At 65.5% G+C, this 16,007-nt stretch carries 15 protein-coding genes; 12 read left to right on the top strand and 3 right to left on the bottom strand.

Annotated elements, in window-relative coordinates:
• Positions 1-378: 378 nt before the first annotated feature.
• On the bottom strand, positions 379-993 hold the full coding sequence (locus ACX9NE_RS04955; RefSeq protein ID WP_459360568.1) for a carbonic anhydrase: 615 nt from the start codon (positions 991-993) through the stop codon (positions 379-381).
• Positions 994-1,529: 536 nt separating this feature from the next.
• Positions 1,530-1,973: a hypothetical protein gene (locus tag ACX9NE_RS04950; RefSeq protein WP_459360567.1), complete on the bottom strand. Its 444-nt coding sequence runs from the start codon at positions 1,971-1,973 to the stop codon at positions 1,530-1,532.
• Positions 1,974-2,536: 563 nt separating this feature from the next.
• On the opposite strand from ACX9NE_RS04950, the gene ACX9NE_RS04945 reads away from it, so the two are divergent.
• Positions 2,537-3,136 carry a TetR/AcrR family transcriptional regulator gene (locus ACX9NE_RS04945; RefSeq protein ID WP_459360566.1) on the top strand — a complete coding sequence of 200 codons (600 nt, stop codon included), beginning with the start codon at positions 2,537-2,539 and terminating at the stop codon, positions 3,134-3,136.
• 90 nt (positions 3,137-3,226) lie between these two features.
• On the opposite strand, the gene ACX9NE_RS04940 is transcribed toward ACX9NE_RS04945, so the two are convergent.
• Positions 3,227-4,618, bottom strand: coding sequence for an FAD-dependent oxidoreductase (locus ACX9NE_RS04940; RefSeq protein ID WP_459360634.1), 1,392 nt, complete (start codon positions 4,616-4,618; stop codon positions 3,227-3,229).
• A 92-nt stretch (positions 4,619-4,710) separates the two neighbouring features.
• Between ACX9NE_RS04940 and ACX9NE_RS04935 the strand changes: the two genes are divergently transcribed.
• The 11 genes from ACX9NE_RS04935 to ACX9NE_RS04885 all read left to right on the top strand — a co-directional run bounded on the left by ACX9NE_RS04935 (position 4,711) and on the right by ACX9NE_RS04885 (position 15,948).
• The gene (locus tag ACX9NE_RS04935) at positions 4,711-6,195 is read left to right on the top strand and encodes an APC family permease (protein ID WP_459360565.1); all 1,485 of its coding nucleotides are present in this window, start codon (positions 4,711-4,713) and stop codon (positions 6,193-6,195) included.
• Positions 6,196-6,307: 112 nt separating this feature from the next.
• Positions 6,308-7,555 carry an alkane 1-monooxygenase gene (locus ACX9NE_RS04930; protein WP_459360564.1) on the top strand — a complete coding sequence of 416 codons (1,248 nt, stop codon included), beginning with the start codon at positions 6,308-6,310 and terminating at the stop codon, positions 7,553-7,555.
• A complete protein-coding gene (locus tag ACX9NE_RS04925; RefSeq protein WP_459360563.1) occupies positions 7,552-7,725 on the top strand; it encodes a rubredoxin in 174 nt (57 codons plus the stop codon). Before ACX9NE_RS04930 ends, ACX9NE_RS04925 begins: the two co-directional genes overlap by 4 nt.
• A 5-nt stretch (positions 7,726-7,730) precedes the next feature.
• Positions 7,731-7,913, top strand: coding sequence for a rubredoxin (locus ACX9NE_RS04920; RefSeq protein ID WP_459360562.1), 183 nt, complete (start codon positions 7,731-7,733; stop codon positions 7,911-7,913).
• Positions 7,914-7,942: 29 nt separating this feature from the next.
• Positions 7,943-8,560 (top strand): TetR family transcriptional regulator AlkX, encoded by a 618-nt coding sequence (gene alkX / locus ACX9NE_RS04915; protein ID WP_459360561.1) that lies wholly within the window; start codon positions 7,943-7,945, stop codon positions 8,558-8,560.
• Positions 8,561-8,662: 102 nt separating this feature from the next.
• The gene (ahcY, locus tag ACX9NE_RS04910) at positions 8,663-10,141 is read left to right on the top strand and encodes an adenosylhomocysteinase (protein ID WP_459360560.1); all 1,479 of its coding nucleotides are present in this window, start codon (positions 8,663-8,665) and stop codon (positions 10,139-10,141) included.
• A gap of 81 nt (positions 10,142-10,222) precedes the next feature.
• Positions 10,223-10,855 carry a dTMP kinase gene (locus ACX9NE_RS04905; RefSeq protein WP_459360559.1) on the top strand — a complete coding sequence of 211 codons (633 nt, stop codon included), beginning with the start codon at positions 10,223-10,225 and terminating at the stop codon, positions 10,853-10,855.
• Between the two features lie 80 nt (positions 10,856-10,935).
• Positions 10,936-11,622 (top strand): two-component system response regulator MtrA, encoded by a 687-nt coding sequence (gene mtrA, locus ACX9NE_RS04900; protein WP_015354856.1) that lies wholly within the window; start codon positions 10,936-10,938, stop codon positions 11,620-11,622.
• A 24-nt stretch (positions 11,623-11,646) separates the two neighbouring features.
• Positions 11,647-13,314, top strand: coding sequence for an MtrAB system histidine kinase MtrB (gene mtrB, locus ACX9NE_RS04895; protein WP_459360558.1), 1,668 nt, complete (start codon positions 11,647-11,649; stop codon positions 13,312-13,314).
• Positions 13,311-15,071: an MtrAB system accessory lipoprotein LpqB gene (lpqB, locus tag ACX9NE_RS04890; RefSeq protein WP_459360557.1), complete on the top strand. Its 1,761-nt coding sequence runs from the start codon at positions 13,311-13,313 to the stop codon at positions 15,069-15,071. Before mtrB ends, lpqB begins: the two co-directional genes overlap by 4 nt.
• Before the next feature lie 55 nt (positions 15,072-15,126).
• Positions 15,127-15,948, top strand: coding sequence for an LmeA family phospholipid-binding protein (locus tag ACX9NE_RS04885; RefSeq protein ID WP_459360556.1), 822 nt, complete (start codon positions 15,127-15,129; stop codon positions 15,946-15,948).
• Positions 15,949-16,007: the final 59 nt, after the last annotated feature.

Raw genomic sequence — 16,007 nt, 5'->3', positions numbered from 1 at the left:
CTGGATTGGCATCGACGCGCGAACTCATTCGTCGATCCCGCTGCCGAAGTCGTAGTAGTCAATCCTTGATGTTGTGGTGCGGCAACTCCTTGTATTGGCGGGTAGGTGCCAAGGGGTGACACGCATGGCGGTGCTCGCCTGTGTGTCATGCCCGTTCGGGTAAGGAGTTCACCGTGGCTGAGCCGGCGAGTGGGCTCAGCCTGGGGCATTAGCTGGAGCAACAATGACCGGACGAAGCGACCAACGCTTCAGGCTACGGTGCCGCGAAGCTTTCACGCGGCCTCGCGATCATGATGAGTCTCGGCGCGGCCGACCTCGACGCTTCTCTGCGAAAAGGCGCAGACACACCCCATTGCCCACCACGTTCTACCGCTAGGGCTAGACGGCTTCTTGAAGTGGGGTAGCGCGGGTGTCAAGGGCTCCCAGCGTGCCGCAGTTGTGCAGTCGCCCGGTGGTGAGATCGACGGTCAGGCTGACGATTGCGCACTGCTGGGTGTCGACGGCGTGGGCGATCATCGGGGATTTGCCCAGTAGTGCGGCACCGACGTGCGCGACGTGAGCGGCAGCCAGCTGGTCGGCGGTCGGCGTCTCCGCACCGGATTGCAGCAGCGTTGACATCGCCTGTTCGATGACGAGTCGTGTTGCGCCGGTTGGGAGTGCGTTGGTGCTTGCGGACTGCAGGGCGGTGTGCATCGCCGCGCACCGGTGGTGTCCCAGCACGATGATCAGCGGCGTGTGCAGCGTGCCGACGGCGTATTCCATGGTCGCAAGGACGCCGGTGTCGATGACATGACCCCAGGTGCTCACAGTGACCAGTGACCCCGGTTGCTGGTCGAATAACTGCTCGCTGGGGATGGTGTCATCAGCGCAGCGGAACACCACTGCCGCCGGCGCGCCGTGTGCGTTGAGGTTGGTCGCCTGCGAGCGCAGGCCCGTCGCGTACCCGTGGTTGCCCGACTTCAGGAGCTGCCAGGCCGTCGATGGAGCGAACATAATGCTTCCTTTCGTGGACATTCGAGGTGATGTTCCGTCGCTGGCCATCATGGAACTAACCTCGAGCAGCTGGCGCCGGATCAATATACGAAGAAGATTACATGCTTTACATTACGCATGTCAAATCACACGAAGTTATCTTCGTTGCTTGAGTCGTTGGTGCAGCACGTGGTCGCGCTCCCGCGACGGCCAGCGAACCAGGACCGGCAGGCATCAGTAGCGTGGGTCCGTCTTGGCAATGCCTCATCTCGGCCCCATCTCGGCCCCATCCCGGCCCCATCCCGGCCCACCTCGTAGTCCCATCCGAGATCGGAACGCCTCGTGTGACCGGGTCGCGTTCGCGGAAGTTCTTCTGCCCCGGGGTGGCCCGCGCAGTCACATCGCCACCGAGGCTGCCGTGCCGGCCACCGACACCTCGGGGCTACTGGCGCGCAACGTTCGAACACGGCAACGTGTTCAGCAGCGATCGCTCTCGTGGCTGTGCGGAAGACTCGGTAACAACGTTGTTCACACGAGTCTGTATCGTGCTTGGTTTATTAGCCGATCTCAGTAAGTGTGAATCTGTCGTGGTAGTCTCCCACGTGACATGGCGATGAGTCGTAATTGAATTCCACCTCGCCAATTAGCGTCACCGGGTCCCACCACTGACGTACTTCAACCGCCTGATTTCCAGGATCGGCCAACGTGTCACCGATCTGGATCAACGGACAATCGATGCCGTCAGGAATGGTCCGGACGTTGACGTATCGTCCGTTGACCAGCGAGGCCTCGAAAGTCCTGCCGGATGCCGTCGTGACATGCGCGACGCAATTCGGGTTGCACGAAGTTCGGACAGTCCACGTGCCCAGGCCGCCGTCGTCGTCTCGGTAGGAGTACACGCCGTTCATCACATGATCGTCTTCAGCCCAGGCGGATGGTGCTACCGCGCAAATTCCTAACCCAAACACCGCAATCGCGGCGGCTAACGCGGGAATCTTCATTGGTTCGCTTTCGTTTGTGACTGGATTCGAGTGGGGCACAGTGGGTGCATTTCACCGGCACTTCGCCATGCCTACTGCGAGGCCCAGTCGAGGCGACGCGGACTGCCGCCCAGTGCGCCAATGCACGAACTATAACTCACGAAGTCAAGTTCGTCAATAAACCTGGCACGCCGCCGGGGCCAGTGGTCGCCTCGTGGCGCGTCAATGAGCCGGCGCGCCGGAGCACTGCGGGGTTTGGGAACACCCCGACGACCCTGCGGGCCGTCCGTAGCGCGATTGTCGGCCGCGGTAGCGGGACTCGCGCCCTTCACCAAACGACTTCGACCTCCGCAACGCCCACTTAGGAAATCAATTACGCGTTGTGGATTACATGAGTCATAATTCGTGTAAGCTGAGTCGTGCCGGAAGGGCGGATCAAGTGGGCCAGTGCGAGGGGCGACGATGAATGACCAGATCCACACGGAGTTTCGTGGCAGTCTCAGCCGCGGTCAGCTTCTAAGTGATCGGTGTGCGGGTGATGCCTACGCGGAGCTTGAGCACAGGCTGTGCGGGAGGGCCAAGTAATGCACCTCAATAACGGTGAACGGGCACGGGTCGCGGTGTGTCGCGAGCACATCGTGGACATTGCGTTCGCTGTCTTCGCTACGCATGGGACTCGCGCTGTGGAGATCGACGCGGTCGCGGCCGGAGCTCATGTTGATGAAGCGACGGTTCGCCAACACTTTCCAACGTCCGACGCGCTCGTTTCGGCTGTCCTGCAAAGACGCGACCGGCTGTGGGAATCCGCGGCTTTGGAAATGAAATCCCGACTCCGCGCAACATCGCCGGAGGACCAGCTGTTGGCGATCTTTGACGTTCTTCACGACGGGATTCAGCAACTCAAGGACGACAAAGACCCCAGGCGAATCAGCGGACCATCAAGAATGTCGGGCCTGCATGCGGCCGGAGCAGCGGCGTATCCCTTGGATGTCCTCCGCGAGGCTGTTCGCGAGCGTGCGGAGTCGGCTGGCTTAAGCGAAATTGGCGAATTCGTCGCGTGCTGGGACATATTATTTATGGGGTGTATCGCTAGCGCCGCCGAGGGCGACGAACAAGCAGCCCGGCGGAGCAGAAAAATGGCAGGCGCACTGATTACTCAGCATCGCGCTCGGGGTGATCGGTAATCACCGATCGTTGATCAAGATTGACGGTCGACCCGCGGGCGTCAGGGATACGGGTTGGCCTCCGGTCATCGCCGGCGATCGAACTACGGTTCATGACGGCGAAGACGTTGAGACCTTCGCCCGGCGGCCGACCCGGCCCTGGGCGCGCAACTCCCTACGCTCCTTCAGCCACAGCCGCATATTGTGCGCCATCGTCCTACCGATCAACCGAGCGGGCGGAACCATGTAGAGACTGTCCAGCAGCGAGAACCGACGCAAAAACCATTCCGCCAGAACGGGATCCGTCTCGGCGGCGCCGAGGAACTGATCGAAGAGCCCGCCGACCGGACGCCACCACCGTGGCTCGGGGTGGCCCGTCGCATGGTGTAGAGCCACATCGCCGATGGCGTTCATCATCCACACCGGAAAGGTCGTCTTGGCGGTCAGTCGCGCGAGCGCTGCCGCCAGGTCACCGTCCGGTGACTCCAGGGCCCGGCGCAGGTTGCCGGCCTGAATCGACGTCATCGTCATGCCCTGCCCGAACGTGGGGTTGAAGCTGGCTACCGCATCACCGAACGGGATGATCCCGGCCGGGAAGCGCTCCAACTTGTGATAGCGACGCCATCTGCTCACCGGGAAGGCGTGATACGCCGGCTCACCGAGCGGCTGGGCGTGCGCCAGCGCTTTGTTGAAATGCTCCGGCAGCAGATCTTCTGCCAACGCCAGCATTTCGGGAAAGGTCCGCGGCGGTTTCTCGTGCGCCACACCGAATGTGGTCAGCACCCAGGTGCCGTCCTCGTAATGCAGCATGCCCAGCCCCAGCGACTTGTCGTGCGAGGCGCCCGCCACCACCACCTTCTCGGCGATCAACCCTTCGGGCATGCGGAACTGGTGTGTGGCGTAATTGATCCCGATGTCGACGGTTGCCTCCGGGGCGCGCTGATAGCCCCACTGTTCCAACCACACCGGCAGCCGAGTGCCGCGGCCGGCTGCGTCGACCACCAGATCCGCGGCTACGAAATCGGGTTCGGTACCAGGCACCGCTGGGTCCAGCAACACTCCGGTTACTCGCTGAAGCGCGGGCTCGAAGCGCGGTTCGGCGACCGGGCGCTGCACGATCGCGACGTTGTCGAGCTGCAGGACACGGCGCCGGATCTGCCACTCCAGGTGGGGGCGGCTGGGCACGTAAGCGGTGAACTCGTCACGCAGGGTGTGGCCGGTGCCCAGGACATGGCCTGCCGCACCGAGGTGGATGCAGTCGGGGCGGTTTTCCAACATCGGCACGCCCGCTGCCACCATGTCGTCCAGCAGGCCGGGGAAGAGGCCCTCGAACTCGTTGGCCCCGCGTGCCATCAGCATGTGCAGGTGACGATCCTGGGGAACGGTGGCGCGGTTGGCCGGTGTGCTCGGCAGGTCGTCCCGCTCGAAGAGCGTCACCCGCCCATAAAAGTCGGAAAGCACTCGCGCCGCAGACAGTCCGGCGATGCTCGCACCGACCACCACCGCATGATTTCTGTTCTCTACGCTCCCCACCATTCCCGAAGAGTACCCAGTACTGTGCGGTCACAACTGAAGGTGACGGAAGGGGCGGGCAGATGTCCGGTCGCTGGCGCACGAAATCGGTCGAGCAGTCGATAGCCGATACCGACGAGCCGACCACCCGGCTCCGCAAGGATCTGACCTGGCTTGACCTGGTGGTCTTCGGCGTCTCGGTGGTCATCGGCGCCGGCATCTTCACCGTCACCGCATCCACCGCCGGCGATATCACCGGCCCGGCCATCTGGATTTCGTTCCTGATCGCCGCGGGCACCTGCGCGCTGGCGGCGCTGTGCTACGCCGAGTTCGCTTCCACCCTGCCGGTGGCCGGCAGCGCCTACACCTTCTCCTATGCCACCTTCGGGGAGTTCATGGCCTGGATCATCGGCTGGAACCTGGTGCTGGAGTTGGCGATCGGCGCGGCGGTGGTCGCCAAGGGCTGGTCCAGCTATCTGGGGACGGTATTCGGTTTCGCCGGTGGCACCGTCGCGGTGGGTCCGATCGACTTCGACTGGGGCGCGTTGCTGATCGTCGGGCTGGTAGCCGTTCTGCTGGTGTTGGGCACCAAGTTGTCGTCCCGGTTCTCCGCGGTGGTCACCGCCGTCAAGGTGGCGGTCGTCATCCTGGTGGTGATCGTCGGCTCTTTCTATATCAAGGCCGCAAATTACAGCCCGTTCATCCCCAAACCCGAGGCCGAACACCAAGGCCGGGGCGTGGACCAGTCCGTGCTGTCGTTGCTGACCGGCGCCGGCGGCAGCCATTACGGCTGGTACGGCGTGCTGGCCGGCGCCTCGATCGTGTTCTTCGCGTTCATCGGGTTCGACATCGTGGCGACCATGGCCGAGGAAACCAAGAACCCGCAGCGCGACGTCCCGCGCGGCATCCTGGCCTCACTCGGGGTGGTGACGCTGCTTTACGTGGCGGTGGCGATCGTGTTGTCCGGGATGGTGTCCTACACCCAGCTGCGCACCGTCCCCGGACACGGTCAGGCCAATCTGGCCACCGCCTTCAAGGCGAACGGCATCTACTGGGCCAGCGGGATCATCTCGGTGGGCGCGTTGGCCGGCCTGACCACTGTGGTGATGGTGCTGATGCTCGGCCAGTGCCGGGTGCTGTTCGCGATGGCGCGCGACGGCCTGCTACCCCGGGGCCTTGCCAAGACCGGGTCGCGGGGCACCCCGGTGCGGATCACCGCGCTGGTCGCGGTGGTGATCGCGGCGACGGCGTCGGTGTTTCCCATCAACAAGCTCGAAGAGATGGTCAATGTCGGCACGTTGTTCGCCTTCGTCTTGGTCTCCGCCGGCGTCATCGTGCTGCGCAAGACCCGTCCGGACCTGCCCCGTGGGTTCCGTGCGCCCTGGGTGCCGCTACTACCGGTCGCGTCGGTGTGCGCCTGCCTGTGGCTGATGCTCAACCTGACCGCGCTGACCTGGCTTCGGTTCGCCGTCTGGTTGCTGGCGGGGATCGCCATCTACGTGGGCTACGGCCGCCGGCATTCGGTGCAGGCCCGGCGGGAGAGAGACGACACCGACCTGGACATTTAGGCAGCATATGGATACTTCCTTTACAAAATGATATCTGGTGTCTAGACACGAGACGCAACTGGTTGTAATGTCCAACTTCAGGTGGTGAGACTCACACAAGGAGGTATGGCGTATGACCACACAAATCGACGGCGCTCCGGAGGCGCCGGTAGCCGAGTGGCGCGACAAGAAGCGCTATCTGTGGCTGATGGGACTGATCGCACCGACGGCGTTGTTCGCGATGCTCCCGGTGATCTGGGGCATCAACAAGCTCGGCTGGCATACCGCGGCCCAGGTGCCGCTGTGGATCGGTCCCTTCCTGGTCTACATCCTGTTGCCGCTGCTGGACCTGCGCTTCGGTCCCGACGGGCAGAACCCGCCCGACGAAATGATGGAGCGGCTGGAAAACGACAAGTACTACCGCTATTGCACCTACATCTACATCCCGTTCCAGTACGCCAGCGTGATCCTGGGCGCCTATCTGTTCACCGCGTCCAACCTGCAGTGGCTGGGATATGAGAGCGGATTGGGCTGGCTCGGCAAGATCGGCGTAGCGCTCACTGTCGGCGTGCTCGGCGGCGTCGGCATCAACACCGCGCACGAGATGGGGCATAAGAAGGACTCGCTGGAGCGCTGGCTGTCCAAGATCACCCTGGCGCAGACCGCCTACGGGCACTTCTACATCGAGCACAACCGCGGCCACCACGTCCGCGTCTCCACCCCCGAGGACCCCGCCTCGGCCCGCTTCGGCGAGACCTTCTGGGAATTCCTGCCCCGCAGCGTGATCGGCAGCGCCCGCTCGTCGGTCCACCTCGAGGCGCAACGTATCCGCCGGCTCGGCAAGAGCCCCTGGGACCCCCGCACCTACCTGGGCAACGACGTGCTGAACGCCTGGGCTATGACGGTGGTGCTGTTCGGCGCGTTGATCGCGGCCTTCGGTGTGAGCGTGATCCCGTTCCTGGTCATCCAGGCCGTCTTCGGCTTCAGCCTGCTCGAGGCCGTCAACTATCTCGAACACTACGGCCTGCTACGGCAGCAGAACGCTAATGGTCGCTACGAGCGCTGCGCCCCGGTGCACAGCTGGAACTCCGACCACATCGTCACCAACTTGTTCCTGTACCACCTGCAGCGCCACAGCGACCACCACGCCAACCCCACGCGGCGCTACCAGACGCTGCGCAGCATGGAGGGTGCACCCAACCTGCCCAGTGGCTACGCGTCGATGATCTCGCTGACCTACTTTCCGCCGTTGTGGCGCAAGGTAATGGACCACCGGGTGCTCGAGCATTACGACGGCGACATCACCAAGGTCAACCTGCAGCCCCGCGTGCGGGAGAAGCTCCTGGCGAAGTACGGAGCTGCCGAAGAGGCCCAGGCGTGAGCGCGGCCTACAAGTGTCCCGTCTGCGACTACCGCTACGACGAGGCCAAAGGAGATGCCCGAGAAGGTTTTCCGGCCGGCACCGGCTGGGACCTGATCCCCGATGACTGGTGTTGTCCGGACTGCGCCGTCCGCGAGAAGCCCGATTTCGAATTAGTTCAGGAAGGATGACCACGATGGGTGACTACAAGCTCTACCAGTGCGTTCAGTGCGGTTTCGAGTACGACGAGGAGCTGGGCTGGCCGGAAGACGGCATCGCGCCCGGCACCCGGTGGGACGACATTCCCGACGACTGGAGCTGCCCGGACTGCGGTGCGGCCAAGTCCGACTTCGTCATGGTCGAGGTGGCGCGGTCGTGATCGGTGCCAACCTCGCTGCGAAAACAGATATGGTCGCGCCTGTGAAGCGGATTCCCTACGCCGAGGCGTCGAGGGCCTTACTCCGTGACTCCGTGCTCGACGCGATGCGCGATCTGCTGCTGACTCGCGACTGGTCGGCCATCACCCTGTCCGACGTCGCCCGGGCCGCCGGCATCAGCAGGCAGACCATCTACAACGAGTTCGGGTCCCGTCAGGGCCTGGCGCAGGGTTACGCCCTGCGCCTGGCCGACCGGCTGGTGGACATCGTCAAGGCTGCCCTGGACGCCAACATCGGCAACATCTACGTGTCGTTCCTGCAGGGTTTCCGAGCATTCTTCGCCGAGACGGCGGCCGACCCGCTGGTGATCTCGCTGTTGAGCGGTGTCGCCAAGCCGGACCTGTTGCAGCTCATCACCACCGACAGCGCGCCCATCATCACCCGGGCGTCCGAGCGGCTGGCCACCGCGTTCACCCAGACCTGGCTGGCCACCAGCGACGACGATGCCCATGTGCTGTCACGGGCCATCGTCCGGTTGTGCTTGAGCTACGTGTCCATGCCGCCGGAGGCCGACCACGACGTGGCGGCGGACCTGGCCAGGATGATGACTCCGTTCGCTGAGCGTCACGGCGTCATCAACGTGCCCTGACCAGGGAAGGCACAGGAACGGAGGTTACAGTGAGTCGAGAGCAACGAGGCTGACGCACCTGCCCGATTCGCCTGAGCCCCCCAAAGAAGGATGTAACCCCCTATGACGACGCTCGAAACTTCGCTTACCCCCGACGTTCTGAACGGCATCGACTTCAAAGTTGCCGATCTGTCGCTGGCGGATTTCGGCCGCAAAGAACTCCGGATCGCCGAGCACGAGATGCCCGGTCTGATGTCCCTGCGCCGCGAATACGCCGAGGTGCAGCCGCTGAAGGGAGCCCGCATCTCGGGTTCGCTCCACATGACCGTCCAGACCGCGGTGTTGATCGAAACACTCACCGCGCTGGGTGCCGAAGTCCGGTGGGCGTCGTGCAACATCTTCTCGACGCAGGACCATGCGGCGGCCGCCGTCGTCGTCGGCCCGCATGGCACTCCCGAGGAGCCCAAAGGTGTCCCGGTTTTCGCCTGGAAGGGCGAGACGCTGGAGGAGTACTGGTGGGCCGCCGAGCAGATGCTCACCTGGCCGGACGAGGACAAGCCGGCCAACATGATCCTGGATGACGGTGGCGACGCCACCATGATGGTGCTGCGCGGCATGCAGTACGAGAAGGCCGGCGTCGTACCGCCCGCGGAGGAAGACGACTCAGCGGAATGGAAAATCTTCCTGAGCGTGCTGCGCAACCGCTTCGAGACCGACAAGGGCAAGTGGACCAAGATCGCCGAGTCGGTCAAGGGCGTCACCGAGGAGACCACCACCGGTGTGCTGCGCCTCTATCAGTTCGCCGCGGCCGGTGACCTCGCCTTCCCGGCGATCAACGTCAACGACTCGGTCACCAAGTCCAAGTTCGACAACAAGTACGGCACCCGGCACTCGCTGATCGACGGCATCAACCGCGGTACCGATGCCCTGATCGGCGGCAAGAAGGTGCTGATCTGTGGCTACGGCGACGTCGGCAAGGGCTGCGCGGAGGCCATGAAGGGCCAGGGCGCCCGGGTCCAGGTCACCGAGATCGACCCGATCAACGCGCTACAGGCGATGATGGAGGGCTTCGACGTCGTCACCGTCGAGGACGCCATCGGCGACGCGGACATCGTCGTGACCTCGACCGGCAACAAAGACATCATCATGCTCGACCACATCAAGCAGATGAAGGATCACTCGATCCTGGGCAACATCGGCCACTTCGACAACGAAATCGACATGGCCGGCCTCGAGCGCTCCGGCGCGACGAGGACCAACATCAAGCCGCAGGTCGACCTGTGGACCTTCGGCGACACCGGCCGCTCGGTCATCGTGCTGTCCGAGGGGCGGCTGCTGAACCTGGGTAACGCCACCGGCCACCCGTCGTTCGTGATGAGCAACAGCTTCGCCAACCAGACGATCGCCCAGATCGAGCTGTGGACCAAGAACGACGAGTACGACAACGAGGTGTACCGCCTGCCCAAGCACCTCGACGAGAAGGTGGCCCGCATCCACGTCGAGGCGCTCGGTGGCAAGCTCACCAAGCTGACCAAGGACCAGGCCGAATACCTCGGCGTCGACGTCGAGGGCCCGTACAAGCCGGACCACTACCGCTACTGACGCGCCGAGCGTGACGCTGGCTTCACGTTCGACGCCCAGCGTGAAGCTGGCTTCACAGTCGGCGGCTATTAGGCTCGCGCCGTGCTGATCGCGATCGAAGGCGTCGACGGCTCGGGCAAGCGCACGTTGACCGACGGCCTGCGCGCGGCACTCGGCGCTGCGGGCAAGTCGGTGGCGACGCTGGCTTTCCCGCGGTACGGGCGGTCGATCACCGCCGACCTCGCGGCCGAGGCGCTGCACGGTCAGCACGGCGACCTCGCCGACTCGGTGTATGCGATGGCGACCCTGTTCGCGCTGGACCGGTCCGCGGCCGTCGCGGAGATCGATCGGCTGACACGCGGGCACGACGTGGTCATCCTGGACCGTTACGTCGCCTCCAACGCGGCCTACAGTGCGGCCCGGCTGCACCAGGATGCGACCGGCGACGCGGTGGCGTGGGTGCACGCGCTGGAATACGGGCGACTCGCGCTGCCCGTGCCGGACTGGCAGATCCTGCTCGCGGTGCCGGCCGAACTCGCCGGGCAGCGTGCCCGCGACCGGGCCGAGAGCGACCCGGGCCGGGCGCGGGACAGCTACGAACGCGACGACGGATTGCAGCGCCGCACCGGCGCGGTCTACGCCGAACTGGCCGCCGCGGACTGGTCGGGGCGATGGCTCGTGGTGGACGCAGACGTCGATCCGGGGGCTTTGGCGGCCCAGTTGACGGCCGGTTAGCACAAATTCGGTGCCATTTGGGCCGATCAATCAAGAAACACGCGTGTGGTAGCCGAGTTTTGTCCTGATCTGGTGACACCATGGACACCATGAGGCAAAGGATTCTCGTCGTCGATGACGACGCTTCGCTGGCCGAGATGCTCACCATCGTGTTACGTGGGGAGGGTTTCGACACCGCGGTTATCGGCGACGGCACTCAGGCCCTTACCGCGGTGCGCGAGTTGCGCCCGGATCTGGTGCTGCTGGACTTGATGCTGCCCGGCATGAACGGCATCGACGTGTGTCGGGTGCTGCGTGCGGATTCGGGTGTGCCGATCGTCATGCTGACGGCCAAGACCGACACCGTGGACGTGGTGCTGGGCCTGGAGTCCGGCGCCGACGACTACATCATGAAGCCGTTCAAGCCCAAGGAGTTGGTCGCGCGGGTGCGCGCGCGGCTGCGCCGTAACGACGACGAGCCGGCCGAGATGCTGTCGATCGCCGACGTCGACATCGACGTCCCGGCGCACAAGGTCACCCGCAACGGCGAGCAGATCTCCCTGACCCCGCTGGAATTCGACCTGCTGGTCGCATTGGCGCGTAAACCCCGTCAGGTGTTTACTCGTGATGTGCTGCTCGAACAGGTCTGGGGATACCGGCACCCGGCGGACACCCGCCTGGTGAACGTGCACGTCCAGCGCCTGCGCGCGAAGGTCGAGAAAGACCCTGAGAACCCCACCGTGGTTCTGACCGTTCGAGGAGTGGGATACAAGGCCGGCCCCCCGTGATCCGGCCGGGGAAGCGCGGTGTAGGTGATCTGGCGCTCGCCACGACGTAGTCGAGGTCGCTGGGGGCGTTCTGGCCCCTTGCCGCGCGGCTTGAGCGCATTGAGCCGAGCTGTCGCCGTGGTATGGCGTCGATCGCTGCAGCTTCGTGTCGTGGCATTGACGCTCGGTCTGTCGCTGGCGGTGATTCTGGCGCTGGGCTTCGTGTTGACCAGTCAGGTCACCAACCGAGTGCTCGAGGTGAAGGTCAAGGCTGCGACCGATCAGATCGAGCGGGCTCGCGGCACCGTCAGCGGAATCGTCAACGGTGAGGAAACCCGTTCGCTGGACAGCAGCCTGCAACTGGCGCGCAACACGCTGACCTCCAAGACCGATCCCGCCTCCGGCGCCGGCCTGGCCGGTGCCTTCGATGCGGTGCTGATGGTGCCGGGCGACGGGCCGCGGGCCGCCTCGACGGCAGGACCCGTCGACCAGGTGCCGACCGCGCTGCGTGGTTTCGTCAAGGCTGGGCAGGCCGCCTACCAGTACGCGACCGTGCATACCGAGGGCTTCTCCGGACCGGCCCTGATCGTCGGCACGCCGACGTCCTCGCGGGTGGCCAACCTGGAGCTGTATCTGATCTTCCCGCTGGCCAACGAGCAGGCCACCATCACCCTGGTGCGCAGCACGATGGCGACCGGCGGCCTGGTGCTGCTGGTTCTGCTGGCCGGCATTGCTCTGCTGGTTTCGCGGCAGGTGGTGGTACCGGTGCGGTCGGCTTCGCGGATAGCCGAGCGGTTCGCCGAGGGGCACCTGTCCGAGCGCATGCCGGTCCGCGGCGAGGACGACATGGCCCGGCTGGCGATGTCGTTCAACGACATGGCCGAAAGCCTGTCCCGTCAGATCACCCAGCTCGAAGAGTTCGGCAACCTGCAACGCCGCTTCACCTCCGACGTCAGCCACGAACTGCGCACCCCGCTGACGACCGTGCGGATGGCCGCCGACCTGATCTATGACCACAGCTCGGACCTGGATCCCGCGCTGCGGCGCTCCACCGAGCTGATGGTCAACGAGCTTGACCGCTTCGAGACGCTGCTCAACGACCTGCTGGAGATCTCCCGCCACGACGCCGGTGTCGCAGAACTGTCCGTCGAGGCGGTGGATCTGCGTACCACCGTGAACAACGCGCTCGTCAACGTCGGCCACCTGGCCGAGGAGGCCGGCATCGAGTTGCTGGTGGACCTGCCGACCGACGAGGTCATCGCCGAGGTCGACGCGCGGCGGGTCGAACGCATTCTGCGCAACCTCATCGCCAACGCCATCGACCATGCCGAACACAAGCCGGTACGGATCCGGATGGCCGCCGACGAGGATACCGTCGCCGTTACCGTTCGCGACTACGGCGTCGGCCTGCGACCCGGCGAGGAGAAGCTGGTGTTCAGCCGGTTCTGGCGCTCGGACCCGTCGCGGGTGCGACGCTCCGGGGGCACCGGGCTGGGTCTGGCGATCAGCATCGAGGACGCCCGGCTGCACCAGGGCCGTCTGGAAGCCTGGGGCGAACCCGGACAAGGGGCGTGTTTCCGGCTGACGCTGCCGCTGGTTCGCGGACACAAGGTCACCACCAGCCCGCTCCCCATGAAGCCGATTCCGGCGCCGCCACCGGCAGCCAACCCGGCGTCCGTCATCGACCAGCGGCCTCGGGAGCATGCCGGATGATGCGCGCGATAGGTGCCCTGCTGATGGCGGTCGGCGTGCTGGCCGGCTGTGCGAGCGTCCCGAGTTCGTCGGCGCCGCAGGCCATCGGAACCGTCGAGCGGCCGGCCCCGTCGAACCTGCCGAAACCCACCCCCGGCATGGATCCGGACGTACTGCTGCGGGAATTCCTGAAGGCCACCGCCGACCCGGCCAACCGGCACCTGGCCGCTCGGCAATTCCTCACCCAGTCGGCGTCCAATTCCTGGGACGACGCCGGTAGCGCGCTGTTGATCGACCACGTGGTGTTCGTCGAAACCCGTGGTGCCGAACGGGTGTCGGCGACCATGCGGGCCGACATCCTGGGTTCGCTGTCCGATGTCGGGGTCTTCGAGACCGCCGATGGTCAGCTGCCGGACCCGGGACCGATCGAGCTGGTGAAGACCTCGGGCGGGTGGCGCATCGACCGCCTGCCCAACGGCGTGTTCCTGGACTGGCAGCAATTCCAGGCGACCTACAAACGCAACACGCTGTACTTCGCCGACCCCACCGGCAAGACCGTGGTGCCTGACCCGCGCTACGTCGCGGTGTCCGACCACGACCAGTTGGCCACCGAGCTGCTGTCCAAGTTGCTGGCCGGGCCCCGTCCGGAGATGGCGCACACGGTGCGCAATCTGCTGTCTCCGCCGCTGCGGCTACGCGGGCCGGTCACCCGCGCCGACGGCGGCAAGAGTGGGGTCGGCAAGGGCTACGGCGGCGCCCGCGTCGAGCTGGAGAAGTTGTCCACCACGGACCCGCACAGCAGGGCTCTGCTCGCCGCGCAGATCATCTGGACCCTGGCGCGCGCCGACATCCGGGGACCATACGTGATCAACGCCGACGGGGCGCCTCTGGACGACCGGTTCGCGCAGGGCTGGAACACCTCCGATGTCGCCGCCACCGACCCCGGAGTAGCCGACGGCGCCGGCGCGGGACTGCATGCGCTGGTCGGTGGCTCACTGGTCGAGCTGGACGGGCAGCGCATCAGCACCGTGGCGGGGGCTTTCGGTCACATGGGCGACCAGACCGGAGCCGCGCTGTCGCGCAGCGGGCGGCAGGTGGCCTCGGTGGTGACGTTGCGCCGCGGCGCCCCGGACATGGCGGCATCGCTGTGGATCGGAGATCTCGGCGGCGAGGCGGTCCAGTCCGCCGACGGGCACAATTTGTCGCGGCCCAGCTGGTCGCTGGACGACGCGGTGTGGGTGGTGGTCGACGCCAACAACGTGTTGCGTGCCATCCAGGAGCCCGCGACCGGGCAACCGGCCCGGATTCCGGTCGATTCGACCGCGGTGTCCAGCCGCTTCCCCGGACCGATCACCGACCTGCAGCTGTCCCGCGACGGGACCCGCGCGGCGATGGTGATCGGGGGGCAGGTGATCCTCGCCGGCGTCGAGCAGACCCAGGCCGGTCAGTTCGCGCTGACCTACCCGCGGCGGCTCGGCTTCGGTCTCGGAACGTCGGTGGTGTCGCTGTACTGGCGAACCGGGGACGACATCGTGGTGACCCGCAACGACGCCACCCACCCGGTGTCCTACGTCAACCTGGACGGGGTGAATTCCGATGCGCCCGCACGCGGCCTGCAGATCCCGTTGTTCGCGATCGCGGCCAGCCCGTCCACGGTGTACGTCGCCGGTCCGCAGGGCGTGCTGATGTACTCGGCATCGGCCGCCGAGACGCAACAGGGCTGGTCAGAGGTCGCTGGGCTGATGATCGGCGGAGCTGCGCCCGTGCTGCCCGGGTAACGGTGTCTCACGCTGGACCCAACCGGCTACCCTGCTGGTGAGGAGGCGCTAGTCGATGTCGCCCAAGGTTCCTTTCCTGCGTTGGGAGGACCCGTTCCGCGCCCTGGAGATGCTGGCTTCGCTGTGGTCGTCGACCGGTATACCGTCGGTCGGCGCCCACGCGGTGGCGATGCCCTATCGGACCTTGTTCGCCACGTTGCAACAGTTGCTGGTCGGCAAAAAAGTCACCGTTCGCATCGGCGACCACGACGTGAGGCTGACCGTCGTCGAGCTGGAATCGGAGCTTGATCCGCAGGGATTGCCGGTCGGTCAGCTCGGCGAAGTCCGGGTGGCCGCCCGCGACATCAGCTGGGCCGACAACCGGCTACAGAGTGCGGTGGCGGTGCTGCGCAATGTGCATATTCGCCCGGGGGTGCCGCCGATCGTGATCGCGGCGCCCACCGAGTTGACCACCGAGTTGCCCAAAGACATCTTCGACCACGTGCTCGAGCAGGCCGCACCTCACCTGCGCAGCGACTCGGGCGAGGATGGGACGGCACGGCTGAGCTGGGTACGACGACCGGGTCTGGGCGGTCTGGAAGTCGACGCCGACGTGGTGGGCTCGACGCTGTGGCTGCGGCCCCGCGCTGTGGTAGCCGGCCAGCGGCGGTGGAAGCTGCCGTTGCGGACGCCGGCTTACCAGGTGCCGCTGCCGGAATTGCCGCACGGACTGATGATCACCGGCGTCGAGCTGACGCCGGACTCCCTGCACCTGTCCGGCCTGTTGCCGGAGTGGCGGATGGAGTTGCCGCTGCGGGCGCTGGAAGACCTGATCACCCAGTTGAGTCAGGGGGCGCTGAGCTTCAGCTGGCCGTCGCTGTGGTGGGGGTCGGATTGACCCGCGGGAATTACACTCGCATAAACTACATGGCTGTAATTGTGGTGAAGAATTTGCTG

The sequence above is a fragment of the Mycobacterium sp. ML4 genome, from assembly GCF_054515735.1.
The sequence above is the reverse complement of the archived record's forward strand: the minus strand, read 5'-3'. Positions and strand labels throughout refer to the sequence as shown.

What these genes read in the sequence shown, in the direction of transcription:
- ACX9NE_RS04955 (WP_459360568.1), bottom strand. Translation starts at nt 993, where the DNA reads ATGTTCGCTCCATCGACGGCCTGGCAGCTCCTGAAGTCGGGCAACCAC.
- ACX9NE_RS04950 (WP_459360567.1), bottom strand. Translation starts at nt 1,973, where the DNA reads ATGAAGATTCCCGCGTTAGCCGCCGCGATTGCGGTGTTTGGGTTAGGA.
- ACX9NE_RS04945 (WP_459360566.1), top strand. Translation starts at nt 2,537, where the DNA reads ATGCACCTCAATAACGGTGAACGGGCACGGGTCGCGGTGTGTCGCGAG.
- ACX9NE_RS04935 (WP_459360565.1), top strand. Translation starts at nt 4,711, where the DNA reads ATGTCCGGTCGCTGGCGCACGAAATCGGTCGAGCAGTCGATAGCCGAT.
- ACX9NE_RS04930 (WP_459360564.1), top strand. Translation starts at nt 6,308, where the DNA reads ATGACCACACAAATCGACGGCGCTCCGGAGGCGCCGGTAGCCGAGTGG.
- ACX9NE_RS04920 (WP_459360562.1), top strand. Translation starts at nt 7,731, where the DNA reads ATGGGTGACTACAAGCTCTACCAGTGCGTTCAGTGCGGTTTCGAGTAC.
- alkX (WP_459360561.1), top strand. Translation starts at nt 7,943, where the DNA reads ATGGTCGCGCCTGTGAAGCGGATTCCCTACGCCGAGGCGTCGAGGGCC.
- ahcY (WP_459360560.1), top strand. Translation starts at nt 8,663, where the DNA reads ATGACGACGCTCGAAACTTCGCTTACCCCCGACGTTCTGAACGGCATC.
- mtrA (WP_015354856.1), top strand. Translation starts at nt 10,936, where the DNA reads ATGGACACCATGAGGCAAAGGATTCTCGTCGTCGATGACGACGCTTCG.
- lpqB (WP_459360557.1), top strand. Translation starts at nt 13,311, where the DNA reads ATGATGCGCGCGATAGGTGCCCTGCTGATGGCGGTCGGCGTGCTGGCC.
- ACX9NE_RS04885 (WP_459360556.1), top strand. Translation starts at nt 15,127, where the DNA reads ATGTCGCCCAAGGTTCCTTTCCTGCGTTGGGAGGACCCGTTCCGCGCC.